Here is a 13,705-nt window from a genome sequence, read left to right as displayed (position 1 = left end):
TTTCTCTCTCTAACATTATAGAGTGTATTTGTAGAAGGTGTAAAATTATTATTTTGTATTATAGTTTGAAAGCTTGTAAATTAAATAAATCTTTTGTAAAATTTGTCGAAATATAGTTCTATATAACGAATCATTTGTTATGATAGAAATGCTGAGAAAATATGAAATAGAGAGAGGAAAATGGCTGTGAAGAAATTGTTAAGTGTCTTTTTATCATTCTTGCTATTGCTTTCATTTACTGGAACTTTAGCGCAAGCAGAAGAAACTGCTTCTATGTCAGTAGAAAAAGCAATTCAAGTATTTAAGCAGCAAGGGAAAACGAAGGGGATAGTAGAAGGATATATTGTTGGATATACGCAAAGTTCTTCTAAATATACGAAGGATCCAGCTAAGTTTGATGATACAAACGTAGCAATTGCAGATTCGCCAAACGAAACGAATCCAGACAAAATCATGCCCGTTCAGTTACCGAAAGGTGATGTGAGAACGGCAGTGAATGTAAAAGATCACCCTGAAAATATCGGGAAGAAAGTTAGTTTGACTGGGACCCTTGAATTATATTTTAGTAACCCAGGTCTAAAATCAGTAACAGCTTATAAGTTTCAAGGTGAAGGACAAAATCGTGTTAGCGATGTAGTAGCTTCACCGAACGGCGGAGAAGTTGCTAAAGGAACAGCGGTAACATTAACGACGAATACAGAAGGCGCAACAATCTACTATACGTTAGATGGCTCTAATCCTACTAATAAAAGCGTTCGTTATAATGGACAAATTATAGTGAATGAAAATAGTGTAGTGAAAGCAATCGCAGAAAAAGAAGGACTTACTTCTTCAGCAATTTCGACATTTTCATTTATTATCGTAAATAATGAACAGGTTCGTATTCATGACATTCAAGGGAAATCACATATGTCTCCTTACAACGGGAAGAAAGTAAACAATGTGGAAGGCGTTGTCACAGCACTTGATAAAAGCGGCTTTTATATAGAAGATAATCAGCCAGATAATGATCCAGCTACTTCAGAAGGTATGTACGTATATAAAAAAGATGCGAATGTAGCAGTAGGAGATCTTATTCAAGTTGATGGAGTAGTAGAAGAATATGTTGGACCAGGATATGCAGAACGATTTGAAACAGACTTAACGACGACTGAAATTAAAGCGAGCCGCGTTGCTGTAATCGCAAAAGATCAATCTTTGCCAGCACCGATTGTACTTGGGGAAAACGGTGTGAAAATCCCGGACCAGATTATTGATAATGATGCATTTGGTTTATTTGATCCAAATGAAGATGCAATCGACTTCTATGAAAGTATAGAAGGTATGCGTGTTACGATGCCAACACCAAAAATTATTACACCTCAGAAAAACGGAAATTTATATGTAACAGTAAAAAATGGTGGAGATAAAATAGTAACACAATATGGCACACCTCTATTAGATGAAAATCAATTAAACCCAGAGCGCCTTTCTGTAAAAGTACCTCGCGATTATGTAGCAAAAGTAGGAGATACTTTTACTGGAGATATAACAGGGGTAGTAGGATATGATTACGGTTCTTTCCGTATTTCGCCAATAACAGAACTGCCAGCTGTAGTGGATGGTGGATTTAAGCAAGTAGGGGCAAATATTCAGCCACGTCTTGATAAGTTAACGGTTGCTACATATAACATTGAAAACTTCTCGGCGAATAAAAAAGAAACAACAGATGAAAAAGTAAAAGCGTTAGCGTATTCTATTAAATACAATTTAAAAATGCCAGATATTATCGGTGTAGAGGAAATGCAAGATAATAACGGATCAATTAATGACGGTACAACAGATGCGTCATTAAGCGCAAAACGTATCATTGATGCAGTTCTAGAAATTCGTGGACCGAAGTATGAGTATGTAGAAATCGCTCCAAACAATAATCAAGATGGAGGAGCACCAGGAGCGAATATTCGCGTCGGCTTCTTCTATAATCCATCACGCGTGAAATTAGCGACGGTACCGAAGTTACTTGATAAGAATGTTGTTCGTATTGGAGACGAAAATCCATTGTTTGAAAGTACACGTAAACCGCTAGCGGCAGAATTTACGTTCCAAGGACAAAACATTGTTGTCGTTGCAAATCACTTAAACTCAAAACTAGGAGATGCAACGCCATTTGGAAAAGTGCAGCCGCTCGTATTAAAGAGTGAAGACAAACGAATTCAGTTAGCACAAGAAGTAAATTATTTCGTGCAAGGAATTCAGAAAAAGAATACAAATGCACCAGTTGTTGTGTTAGGTGATATGAACGATTTCGAATTCTCTAAACCACTAAAAACACTAGAGGGAACAATCTTAAAAGATATGTTAAACACAGTGCCGAAAGAGAATCGTTACACGTACATTCACGAAGGAAATGCACAAGTGTTAGATCATATTTTAGTAACAAACAATATCGCACCACACACAATTGTAGACCCAGTACACTTAAACTCAAACATTATGAAAGAACACGGACGTGTAAGTGACCACGACCCAGTACTTGCTCAAATTGATTTGAAGAAGGCTTCTTAAAGTGGGGAACGCTTAGGTGACTAAGCGTTCTTTTTTTGCATCGTTATAGAATAGTATAAAGAGATGATTCCTTTTTTTGTAATCTAACGATAAAATTGATTGAATATTTAGTTTTTAATAAGGGGGACAACAATGCAGTTACAAATAAATGGAAAGGTAATGAATCAGTTTGCAATTTTTTTTAGTACGATCATCATGCTTCAGTTTGTAGCTGATATAACAGGACTTACAAGCAATCTAGATATTACGTATAACTTAATACATACAGCAGCTTCTTATATAACATTTAGTTTGGCGGTTATTTTCACTTTAATAGGTGCAAGAAGAGAATTAAGTAAATATGCAATTGTTTCATTATGTTTAGTTGTAGGTATTAAAGCGATTTACTTTGTAGCGGTCGTTATTTTATGGGGGTGGCAGGTACGCCATAAGTGAATAGTAAATAAACCCTAATTTCCAATATAGTAAGGAAATTAGGATTTTATTATACTTGAAACGCTTTTCTACACCGCTCTCTTTTTTGCAGTCTTCTTTTATATTTTTTTCTATCCCGCTTTACTCCTTGTATATACATAAGTAAGCTAACGAAAAGGAAGAAAGCACATTGCGTCATTAAAATATATGGTGACATGCCTTGCAATGGTTGTTTCGGATCATATAAATGAAAAGGTGCTCCGCCTATTGAAGGAAGTATTGTATTTAGCAGGACGTAAGGAATGGAGGCGGCTGCAAATGGAAAGAGAATTGCCATATAGTCTTTTTGTGACCATACAGATGCAGCAAGTCCTAAAAGGGCCATTAAACCTGCAAATAAAAAATTAATTCCGATATATACAGCAATGTAAGTGAGAGGCGCATCAAAATATAGGTTTGCGAACATTCCATCAGCATTTATGATGCCTGAACCAACCGTAGGTGTTCCGTCTGGAATGGTTAATTTGCAAAATAATAATGATAAGATGAATGGAAGTGTATAAAGAAATCCTCCGCAAAAAAACGTAACGATATATTTCGCTACTGAATAAGGAAATATAGAAATCCCCTTACTCACAAACGGTTTAAAACCATCGGACTTATCCGAATTGTAACTTGTACTAAAGGGGAAACTCGCAATAACTGGCATTAATAATAAATAAACATCCATTTCATTGTCGCGAAATCCAATCCATTTTAAATCTGTTGATATAGGACCATTTGCTGCGTTTCCTAAATAACGAATTACATAATAATAGTGATAAATGCAAATAAGAACGAATCCACTAAGCATCATAATTAAAGAAATACGACTACAAAAAGCTTGCTTTATATTTAAACGAAGTGCACGCATCATGACTGAAAAAGCCTCCACTGTTTTGATAAACTTGTCTATTTTCTATATTACTATTAATTGTAAAGATTTTCTTGTTTTTTTATTTGATTATTTGAAAAAGAGGAATTTTGTTGTTGTGAAGTAAGGTTTAGCTGAAATTAATTTTTCTAAAATATGGTTGACAATTAAGTATTACATTTGTAATCTTGATTATAGATTACAAATGTAATACTTAGGAGTGAAACATACGATGACAAATCAATTACCTAAAATATCTGAAGCGGAATTAGAAATTATGAAAGTACTTTGGTCGAATTCTCCGCAAACAGCGAATGAAATTATAGAAGAACTGGAAGATGCAATGGACTGGAAACCGAAAACAATCCGCACATTAATTAATCGATTAGTGCAAAAGGAAGCCGTTGCTTACCATCAAGATAAAGGGCGTATGTACGCTTATTACCCGTTAGTATCACAAGATAATTATTTGCAAGTGGAAACGAAATCTTTACTAAAACGTTTTTGCGGTGCAGCGTTTAAGCCATTACTTGTTAATTTCTTAAAAGAGGAGAAATTATCTTCAGAAGATATTAATGAATTAAAACGCATTTTAGATGAGAAGACAGAGGAGAATAAGAGGAAGGATCGATAAAAATGATAAACACGCTTATAAATGTATACCTTCCTCATTTTTTTGATTGGCTTATAGAAACGTCACTTATGGCTAGCATATTAGTCGGATTTATTTTATGTATAAAAGTTCTATTTAGAAATAAATTAACCCCCCGGTGGCAATATATGCTGTGGATCGTATTAATGATAAGACTCCTTTTACCGTGGTCGCCAGATAGCTCTTATAGCATTTACTCATTACTTTCTTATAGTTCTAGCGTATCGGAAGTTATTCCAAAAAATATGCCGGCTACTGAGAATATAGTGAACATAGAAAGCGACCGAAAAGTGGAATTGGAATCAAATTCTAAAATGGTGACAAAAACTAGCGAACCGGAAGTAAAAGTCAGTTCGGAAAAACAGACTACATTTTCTTTATACAAACTTGCTTTGTATGTGTGGCTAGCTGGGGTAATCATATTAGCAGCCATCACGTTTCTTACAAATAGACGTTTATATTCTTACATAAAGAAACAACCGGATATTACGGACGAACAGGTCACTACAGTGTTTAATCGCTGTAAGCAGTCTATGAAAATGAAGAAGGCAGTTTCATTACGTCTTGCAGGAAAGATTGCAAGTCCAACGGTTTTTAGTTTCTTTCGCCCGAAAGTATTACTATCAAAAAAACATATGAAAGTATTAAATGAACAACAATTACAATATGTCTTTTACCATGAGTTAGCTCATATTAAGAGAAACGATGTAGCTGTAAATTGGATTATGTACAGTTTAATCATATTAAATTGGTTCAATCCAATTCTTTGGTACGCCTATTTTTGTATGCGAGAAGATCAAGAATTAGCCTGTGATGCATATGCACTTACTTTTATAGATAAAGAGGAACAAATTGCATACGGTCATACAATTATTACCCTTTTAGAACACTATTCCTATCAAGTACCAAGCCTAGCAAATTTAAGTAGAAATAAACGAACACTAAAAAGGAGAATCATTATGATTAAAAAATTCCAAAAGAAATCGTATCGTCTTTCTTTACTTGGAGTTATTGTCATAGTTGCTATAGCATCCCTTTCTTTATTCAACGCACGTGCAACGGAAGGGAAAGAAAAACAAAAGGATAAAGTAGAGCAGTCAAAGGATGCTTTCCAACATGCTGTAGATATGCTGTTTGGTACAGAAGAAAATGCAAAAAAAGAATATAGGTATTCAGCAAGAGTGTATGAAAATAAGACAGATTATTTATATTTAGCTGAAAAGGCTTTAACAACAGATGAGTTCCAACAGTACATAAAATTGTATAAAGAAATTATTAATATACAGAAAAAAGGTGCTCCGAGAGATTCTGACTACGAGTCAATATTTTTTAGGGAAGAACGTTTAACAGAAACTGATCGTGAAAAATTATATGCACTTTATGATCAATCAAAACCGTTTAATGACAAAGTGGAAGAATCTTTAAATTACACGGTAAAGGAAGCGCAGGAACATGTAGATTTTCAAATTAAGAAGCCAACTTACACAATTGAAGGCTACGATCTAAAGGATGAAAAGGTAAGTTGTGTTATTAAGAGAAGACCCGAGTTAATTATAGAATTAGAGTATACAAACGGAAAAGGAAACTATACAACTTATCAATCACAAGTATTTGGAGAAAGTAAAGATCCGTTCCATGGTTTATTTGTTGTAGAAGAAAATATTGAACAGTACGAATTAGAAGGTAATCAAATATTCTATGCGACTCATAACTCGGATAGGAATTTACAAGGTATGAAGATGATTGTTCCAGCAAAAGGGAAAAATCGTGCATACCAAATCGTTATTATTAATCATAGTTTAGAGAACCCAGGAGAAGCAGTATTCGATAAGAATGTAAATAAAGAAGAATTAGAGAAAATTATGCTTTCTATGTTGAAATAGCAAAAAGGTGTTCTTAAGATGTATATCTCTAGAACATCTTTTCCTTTTCTCTTTTCTTCTGATAAACTATGGAAAGTATGATATACACTGACTGAAATTTTTTTATACTGGAAATAATAAAAAGAGAACTTGTATAGAATGTAAGCGTGTGGTAATATCAAAGATGTACTGATTGACTATATTATCCAATTGGTCATTTTTGGAGGTGACAATGTGGCGATAGATCGAAAACGTTCTATTATTGAAGCTGCAACAAAGTCTTTTTCAGCGTTCGGCTATAAAGCAACAACGATGGATCAAGTAGCGAAGTTAGCGAATGTAGGGAAAGGAACGATTTATACTTTTTTCAAAAATAAAGAAGAGTTATTTGGTGAAATTATTTCTAATTTAATTACAGAAATGAAGCAAGTTGCAGAAAGTGCAATTCGTTCAGATGTTTCATTTTTTGAAAATGTACATAGAGCATTATATAGCATCTTGGAATTTAGAAAAGAACATCAGCTCATGATTAAATTAATTCAAGAAGAGCGCGATATGGGAACGAAAGAAGTACAAGAAGTGATGCAACAAGTTGATGTGGAAATCGTTTCTGTTATTCAATCGTATTTAAAGATTGCGATTGAAAAAGGTGAAATTAGCAAATGTGATCCAGAAATTACAGCATTTATTATGCTTCGTCTATATGTATCGCTTATTTTTGATTGGGAAAAAAATCACGAACCGCTAGAAAAAGAAAAAATTGCAGAGTTATTTGAACTTTATTTACTAAAAGGATTGTCAAACTAAGATAATCCTTTTAATTTTATAAAAAAATGACCAAATGAACAATTCGGTCATATATTTAAGTTAAGGGGGGATATAGAAAAATTATAATCATAATAAGAAAAAATTGCATAGTAATAAATTCAGGGATAAGGCATATGTATGAACAAGTATAGCCTTTTTGTTTGGGTAAAAATGACTATATGAACATTTTGGTCATTTTATAAAAGGGGGAGAAATTATGAAAGGGAAGCAGTTACTTCGGAAAGAGTTCACGGAAATTATAAAAAGTAAAAAAATATTAATTCCAATTATTGCGGTCTTATTCGTACCAATTTTATATGCAGGGATGTTTTTGTGGGCTTTTTGGGATCCGTATAAACAGTTAGATGACTTACCAGTTGCAGTAGTCAATTTAGATAAAGGCGCAGTATTTGATGGGAAATCAATTGAGGTCGGAAAAGGGCTCGTTGATAATTTAAAAGATAATAAAAGTTTTAAATGGGAGTTCGTAAGTGAAAAAGAAGCGAAGAAAGGAATGGAAGCTAGAAAGTATTACATGTTAGTGCGCATTCCAGATGACTTCTCAAGTAACGCTACAACGTTACTAAAAGACAATCCAAAGCCATTAAACTTAGAGTACATTCCAAACGAAAGCTTAAACTTCTTATCTTCACAAATTGGAGGAACAGCCATTGAAAAGATTAAAACTGAAGTATCAAGCACGTTAACGAAAACATATGCAGAGAAAATGTTTGATTCCATTCAAGACGTCTCAAAAGGATTAGCAGATGGGGCGGAAGGAGCAAATAAACTACACGACGGATCAAGTGAGCTGCATGATGGTTCAAGTAAAGTGACGGATGGCCTTCATACACTTCAAGGGAAATCTGGGGAGATGAAGGATGGAGTTCAGAAATTAGCAGATGGATCTAATAAATTAGTAGATGGATCAGGCAAAGTAACAAACGGTTTAAATGTGCTAAATAGTAAAACAGGTGAAATGCAGGTAGGTATCGGAAAATTAGTAGATGGGTCAGGCAAAGTAACAAATGGTTTAAATACGCTAAATAGCAAAACAGGTGAAATGCAGATAGGTATAGGGAAATTAGTAGATGGGTCAGGCAAAGTAACAAATGGTTTAAATACACTAAATAGCAAAACAGGTGAAATGCAGATAGGTATAGGGAAATTAGTAGATGGGTCAGGCAAAGTAACAGATGGTTTACACGTATTAAATAGCAATGCAGGTATCGGAAAATTAGTAGATGGATCAGGCAAAGTAACAGATGGTTTACATGCATTAAATAGCAATGCAGGTATTGGGAAACTAGTAGATGGATCAGGCAAAGTAACAGATGGTTTACATGCATTAAATAGCAATGCAGGTATTGGGAAGTTAGTAGACGGATCGGGCAAAGTAACAGACGGTTTAAATACGTTAAATAGTAAAACGGGTGAGTTGCGTGATGGATCTGAGAAAGTGACCGGTGGCTTGAACAAATTAGTAAGTAAATCCGGTGAATTAAAAACAGGAACAACGGATCTATCAAATGGTATGGGAAAACTTGTTGAAGGGCAAAGCCAATTAGAGGAAGGTTCTCAAGCGATCCAAAAGGGATTGCAAGAGTTAAATAGTAACGTACAAAAGTCTGCTGCAGGCTTAGAGGAAATGCAGTCGAAAGTTCCTTCTATATTGAATACAGTAAATGAAAAAATAGATGGAGCTGGGGCGAATGTAAATCAGTTAAATGAACTTACACAATCAACAGCAGGAGATGCAAAAAATGCAGCACAAGAGGTAGCGAATTTACAAAAGCAAATTGAAAGTTTACCAAAAGAATATCAAGAGCAGTTACAGCCATTCGTAACAAGTGCTGTAAAAAGTACAGCGACAGTTCAGCAAAAAGCTGCCGGAGTAGCAGGTGGAACAAATAAATTAAATGAAGAAGTGAAACAATTAAAAGGTGAAATACATCAAACAACAAATGGGTTGCAAAAAAACTTACCAAATCCAGCAGGGATAAAAACTCTAGCAGGTGCTATTGAGAAACTAACGAGCGCACAAAATGAATTTGTTAGTAAGTTTCATGGATTTGGTGAGGGATTAGATAATGCAAAAATAGGTGCCGATAAATTAAAAGATGGATCAGTTCAATTAATTGATGGAGTAACGCAATTGCAAAGTGGCTCTGGAAAAGTGACAGCAGGATTAGGTCAATTATCTGCAGGAGTAAATCAATTAGCAGATGGGTCTGGTCAAGTAACAGGCGGTTTAGGAACATTATCTGTAGGAGTATCCAAATTAGCAGATGGGTCTGGTCAAGTAACAGGCGGTTTAGGGACATTATCTGTAGGTGTAACGAAATTAGCAGATGGCTCAAGCCAAGTAACAGGTGGTTTAGGAACATTATCTGCAGGAGTAAATCAATTAGCAGATGGCTCGGGTAAAGTAACAGGCGGTTTAGGTGCATTATCTGCAGGAGCAAATCAAATGGCAGGTGGAGTAAATCAATTAGCAGATGGCTCAAGTCAAGTAACAGGCGGCCTAGGTCAATTATCTGCAGGAGCAAACCAAATGGCAGGTGGAGTAAATCAATTAGCAGATGGCTCGAGTAAAGTAACAGGCGGTTTAGGGACATTATCTGTAGGAGCAAATCAAATGGCAGGTGGAGTAAATCAATTAGCAGACGGATCTGGTCAAGTAACAACGGGCTTAGGTACTCTAAATGGTGGCCTAAATCAAATGTCAAATGGCTCAACCCAGCTAATCGACGGCGTAAATAAACTAGCAGATGGCTCAGGAAAAGTAACAGATGGTCTCGTAAAAGTAAACGACGGTTCAGGTGAACTTGCAGAGAAACTTGGCGAAGGGGCAGAGAAAACTGGGGAAGTAAAAGGAACGGATAAAACGTATGATATGTTTGCAAGTCCTGTAAAAGTGAAGACAGAGAAAATGGCGGAAGTTCCTAACTACGGAACTGGATTTACGCCGTATTTCTTATCACTCGGTTTATTTGTTGGGGCATTATTATTATCTATCGTATACCCATTACGTGATACAGTAGGCGTTCCAAAATCAGGATTTAGTTGGTTTATTAGTAAGTTCGGTGTTTTACTATCAGTTGGTATTATTCAAGCGATAGTAGCAGATGTTATATTACTGTTCGGATTGGGTGTAGAAGTACAAAGCATTCCATACTTCATACTCTTTAGTATCATTACAAGTTTAGCATTTATCGCATTAATTCAATGTTTAGTAACAGCATTCGGTGATGCAGGCCGTTTTATCGCCATCATCACATTAATTATGCAGCTTACAACGAGTGCCGGAACATTCCCGCTAGAATTGATTCCGAAGTTTTTACAACCATTCAATGCTTGGTTACCGATGACATACTCTGTATCAGGATTGAAAGCAGTCGTATCGAGTGGAGACTTTGACTTCATGTGGAAAAACATAGGAATACTCATGATTTTTATCGTTGTATTATCATTTGGAACAATCGTTTCTTTAACTTTGATGCACAAACGAAAATTTAAAAATGTGCTTGAAAATCAATCGGTTGAAGCGTAGATAAAAGCACCTTTTTGGTGCTTTTTTTATTAGTTTTGTTTTATCCCGCTTTAATGATGGGCAGTAAGACCCCACCTCAAAATTCAGCGAAAGCAAAGAAGTTAGGTGGGGATCAACTGCCCATTAAAGCCCGATTGGTGAGGGCTAATAATCAGTGGGGGATGAAGAAACCCCCACTGATTAAAGTTTCACTTCATTGGTTGAGAAAGTTCATTTGTTTTTCTGTTTTTACGGAACAAGTATATAACGATACTTATAAGAATAATTGTAGCTACAATCCAAATAAATGGACCATATTTTTCAGCAAAAGTATATAGTTTCATATTACTAGCAATTTCCTCTTTTGTTTTTCCTATTAGAATTTCAGAACCACTATACCCTTCAAGGGTATCCCCCTTTTTTATGCCAAAAATAAGAGTGTCTGATTTGTTTTCTATTCCCGTATATCGGTATCCTTTACTTTTAATTGTTAATTGAGTATCATCCTTTTTTAGTGAGTAATCTTCGATGGAAATATCTTTTCCTGACAGTGTAATTGGTTCCATCGAAAAACGAATTTCTTTTAATGCAGGAAGAACCTCATTATTTAGTAAGAGCTGCTTTGCAATATGTTGCTCTGTATCAATGTTTATCCAATTTGCTTTTCGTCGTTTATACGTATTAATTTCAAGGAGTGCGAATTCTTTATTTTGAAGTTTTTCCTCTGTAATAGGTTGCGCAGTAGTTAATGCTCCTTTTAATAAAATCACACCGTCTTTTGCAGATTGAAATGAAGAGACTTCTTTCGTTTCTTTTAATGTATTGATAGCACTTCTATAATCTTCTTTTCCTAAAAGAACAGCTCCTGTATGTACGGTTAAAATAAGATATAGAATGCTTAATACTATAATAGCTTTTTTCACTATGTACCCTCCAAAGTATGTATAAGTTAATTGTAACATAATTTACCATTTTTAATTTGTTAATTTGAATAATAGGTTGCAAATGTAAAAGTGGTAAGTCAGTTTGAAGAAAGTGTGGGTGAGAGGAGTAAAAATGAAAAGGAATTCCATAATAGGAAACCAGAAGATACAAAGAAAATAGGTAGTAGAATATATACGTCTGTCGTAGTAGCTTCATTATCGAATAAGAGAGGAAGCAGTGTTGAAGCACCTATGGTGAAAAATAGCAAAAAAGATAATGAATAAGAAAAATTTATCAATTTTAGAGTGAAATATCATTTATAATCATCCTTCTCCTTAATTTCACCATATCGCATGTGCAGTTTAAACGAAAGAAAAGGATTTACAACAATTTACAGAGAAAACTAGAATAGAGGAGTTGATATGATGAAAGGAAATCTTACTTATTATTTTATCTTAAATCCGCTAATCATCTTTCTTGTTTACGCCCTTTCACCTATCTTATTTCATAAAGAAAAATATATAAATATGAAAGATGCACTAGGAATACTTGTAGTTTACTATGTGCTTATTAGTGGGTATTACTTTATGGATGTTGTAAGTGAAAGAATGAAGAAGAATAGTAAGGACAAACAATAAAGTTTTGTTGTATAAAAATTAATGGAGGACAATAAAATGACTGAAAGTGAAATGAAATTCCGGGATACGACCATTCGTAACTTTTTCGATAAAGAGGATCGTTTAAAATCGATTCCAGGTCAAAAGAAGAAAAAACTAGTATTGTTAGAGCATTTAATTAGCAAGTTAAATGCTGAAAATCAATATACAGAAAAAGAAATGAATACATTTATAAAACAATATCATGATGATTTTTGTACAATTAGACGTGAATTTATTGTACAGGGGTTTATGAATAGAGAGGATAATATGTACTGTATAAACGGGAGGGAAGTTTGGACGAAGTGGGAGGAGTTAAAATAATGAATCAGCGAGGGGATCCCCGCTGATTATAAGCCTGTGCTAGTCTTGCTGTTTCTTTGTAGTAAGTCTATGAACGCTTCAACATTCGAACTTGTAATGTATCCAAGCGTTATATATTCATCTTCATAGTAAAATATTATTTTTTTGTCAAAGATTCTTCTCTTCGTTTCTATGGATAGAATTTTTTCATAATCAAATTCGGCAATGAATGTGTTTTTATATTGGCTAAAAAAGAGAAGTCTTTGATTAGTAGCAAGTAACATGCCAGGATACGGGACTTTATGCGTAATCATATAGCCAGTAAGTGAACATTTTAAAGTAGATAAAACCTTTTCTTCTTTATGTAATAGTTGTTTTGCAGCTGTTAAGATTGGATTCATTGCATACATTCCTTTTATTTTGATGTATGAATATTGTATCAAGAGTAAAAAGATTCTCAATATGTAATATTGCATATTGGGCGTTTTATAGTTGTAATATTATTTTTCAAAAGAAAAAGTACGAGGTGATTTAATGATACGGTTAGTAAAAGAGACTGATGCAGAAGCAATTATGAATATTAGAAAAGAAATTATATTATCGGAAACTACTACAAAATTTTTCATAGTATCCCCAAAGAAGTTACCGAATGATATGAATGCAGAAAGAGAAAAGATACGGAAAAGTAATGAGAAAGGTAATCTTTATATCGTGTATGAAGTAGATGGGAAGGTAGTTGGCTTTTTAATTTTCAACCGATATGAACTAGAACGGTTACAACACGCAGGCACAATGGGAATGGGGATTAAAGAGGCGTATTGTAATCAAGGCATCGGCACGAAATTAATTGAATTTCTTATTAGTTGGGCGAAAGGGCAGAAAGGTTTAGAGAAAATTTGTTTAGGTGTAGTTTCTGTTAATGATCGGGCAATTAAAGTGTACAAACGTATGGGCTTTGTAGAAGAAGGCAGACAACGAAAGCAAATAAAGTATGAAGATGGATCATATGGAGATGACGTATTGATGGGGTTTTATATTGAATAAAGGATATATGGTATTAAGAAAAGGAATGTACATAACGTAAATTTCTAAAAG

At 34.4% G+C, this 13,705-nt stretch carries 12 protein-coding genes and 1 pseudogene; 10 read left to right on the top strand and 3 right to left on the bottom strand.

The window, feature by feature from the left end:
- Positions 1-180 precede the first annotated feature (180 nt).
- Positions 181-2,547, top strand: coding sequence for a DUF6359 domain-containing protein (locus B9A45_RS24520; RefSeq protein ID WP_084065275.1), 2,367 nt, complete (start codon positions 181-183; stop codon positions 2,545-2,547).
- 132 nt (positions 2,548-2,679) lie between these two features.
- Positions 2,680-2,978: pseudogene (locus B9A45_RS24515) on the top strand (hypothetical protein).
- A 53-nt stretch (positions 2,979-3,031) separates the two neighbouring features.
- Here B9A45_RS24515 and B9A45_RS24510 read toward each other — a convergent pair.
- Positions 3,032-3,877 carry a hypothetical protein gene (locus tag B9A45_RS24510; protein ID WP_000984174.1) on the bottom strand — a complete coding sequence of 282 codons (846 nt, stop codon included), beginning with the start codon at positions 3,875-3,877 and terminating at the stop codon, positions 3,032-3,034.
- Between the two features lie 229 nt (positions 3,878-4,106).
- Here B9A45_RS24510 and B9A45_RS24505 point away from each other — a divergent pair, with 229 nt between their 5' ends.
- The 4 genes from B9A45_RS24505 (at position 4,107) to B9A45_RS24490 (ending at position 10,748) form a co-directional block, all read left to right on the top strand.
- A complete protein-coding gene (locus B9A45_RS24505) occupies positions 4,107-4,508 on the top strand; it encodes a BlaI/MecI/CopY family transcriptional regulator (protein ID WP_048568194.1) in 402 nt (133 codons plus the stop codon).
- Positions 4,509-4,510: 2 nt separating this feature from the next.
- Positions 4,511-6,409 (top strand): M56 family metallopeptidase, encoded by a 1,899-nt coding sequence (locus tag B9A45_RS24500; RefSeq protein WP_084065269.1) that lies wholly within the window; start codon positions 4,511-4,513, stop codon positions 6,407-6,409.
- Positions 6,410-6,622: 213 nt separating this feature from the next.
- Complete coding sequence (locus B9A45_RS24495) at positions 6,623-7,195, top strand: TetR/AcrR family transcriptional regulator (RefSeq protein ID WP_000963381.1); 573 nt, start codon at positions 6,623-6,625, stop codon at positions 7,193-7,195.
- A gap of 217 nt (positions 7,196-7,412) precedes the next feature.
- Positions 7,413-10,748 (top strand): YhgE/Pip domain-containing protein, encoded by a 3,336-nt coding sequence (locus B9A45_RS24490; protein WP_084065264.1) that lies wholly within the window; start codon positions 7,413-7,415, stop codon positions 10,746-10,748.
- 188 nt (positions 10,749-10,936) lie between these two features.
- On the opposite strand, the gene B9A45_RS24485 is transcribed toward B9A45_RS24490, so the two are convergent.
- Entirely contained in the window at positions 10,937-11,689 is a 753-nt protein-coding gene (locus B9A45_RS24485; protein WP_003283506.1) for a hypothetical protein, read from the bottom strand.
- A 51-nt stretch (positions 11,690-11,740) separates the two neighbouring features.
- On the opposite strand from B9A45_RS24485, the gene B9A45_RS24480 reads away from it, so the two are divergent.
- From B9A45_RS24480 to B9A45_RS24470, 3 genes are all read left to right on the top strand, one after another.
- Positions 11,741-11,935, top strand: coding sequence for a hypothetical protein (locus B9A45_RS24480; RefSeq protein ID WP_000254586.1), 195 nt, complete (start codon positions 11,741-11,743; stop codon positions 11,933-11,935).
- Between the two features lie 138 nt (positions 11,936-12,073).
- On the top strand, positions 12,074-12,289 hold the full coding sequence (locus B9A45_RS24475; RefSeq protein ID WP_001988614.1) for a hypothetical protein: 216 nt from the start codon (positions 12,074-12,076) through the stop codon (positions 12,287-12,289).
- 36 nt (positions 12,290-12,325) lie between these two features.
- Positions 12,326-12,631, top strand: coding sequence for a DUF2087 domain-containing protein (locus B9A45_RS24470; protein WP_000140294.1), 306 nt, complete (start codon positions 12,326-12,328; stop codon positions 12,629-12,631).
- Positions 12,632-12,657: 26 nt separating this feature from the next.
- On the opposite strand, the gene B9A45_RS24465 is transcribed toward B9A45_RS24470, so the two are convergent.
- Positions 12,658-13,011, bottom strand: coding sequence for a PH domain-containing protein (locus tag B9A45_RS24465; protein WP_001068226.1), 354 nt, complete (start codon positions 13,009-13,011; stop codon positions 12,658-12,660).
- A gap of 133 nt (positions 13,012-13,144) precedes the next feature.
- Here B9A45_RS24465 and B9A45_RS24460 point away from each other — a divergent pair, with 133 nt between their 5' ends.
- The gene (locus tag B9A45_RS24460) at positions 13,145-13,654 is read left to right on the top strand and encodes a GNAT family N-acetyltransferase (RefSeq protein ID WP_000620467.1); all 510 of its coding nucleotides are present in this window, start codon (positions 13,145-13,147) and stop codon (positions 13,652-13,654) included.
- Positions 13,655-13,705 lie beyond the last annotated feature (51 nt).

Origin of the sequence: Bacillus sp. JKS001846 (genome assembly GCF_900176455.1) — a bacterium.
GTDB lineage: Bacteria > Bacillota > Bacilli > Bacillales > Bacillaceae_G > Bacillus_A > Bacillus_A cereus.
The sequence above is the reverse complement of the archived record's forward strand: the minus strand, read 5'-3'. Positions and strand labels throughout refer to the sequence as shown.

Coding starts and splice junctions, on each gene's coding strand:
- B9A45_RS24520 (WP_084065275.1), top strand. CDS start 181: ATGGCTGTGAAGAAATTGTTAAGTGTCTTTTTATCATTCTTGCTATTG.
- B9A45_RS24510 (WP_000984174.1), bottom strand. CDS start 3,877: ATGATGCGTGCACTTCGTTTAAATATAAAGCAAGCTTTTTGTAGTCGT.
- B9A45_RS24505 (WP_048568194.1), top strand. CDS start 4,107: ATGACAAATCAATTACCTAAAATATCTGAAGCGGAATTAGAAATTATG.
- B9A45_RS24500 (WP_084065269.1), top strand. CDS start 4,511: ATGATAAACACGCTTATAAATGTATACCTTCCTCATTTTTTTGATTGG.
- B9A45_RS24490 (WP_084065264.1), top strand. CDS start 7,413: ATGAAAGGGAAGCAGTTACTTCGGAAAGAGTTCACGGAAATTATAAAA.
- B9A45_RS24485 (WP_003283506.1), bottom strand. CDS start 11,689: ATGTTACAATTAACTTATACATACTTTGGAGGGTACATAGTGAAAAAA.
- B9A45_RS24475 (WP_001988614.1), top strand. CDS start 12,074: ATGATGAAAGGAAATCTTACTTATTATTTTATCTTAAATCCGCTAATC.
- B9A45_RS24470 (WP_000140294.1), top strand. CDS start 12,326: ATGACTGAAAGTGAAATGAAATTCCGGGATACGACCATTCGTAACTTT.
- B9A45_RS24465 (WP_001068226.1), bottom strand. CDS start 13,011: ATGAATCCAATCTTAACAGCTGCAAAACAACTATTACATAAAGAAGAA.
- B9A45_RS24460 (WP_000620467.1), top strand. CDS start 13,145: ATGATACGGTTAGTAAAAGAGACTGATGCAGAAGCAATTATGAATATT.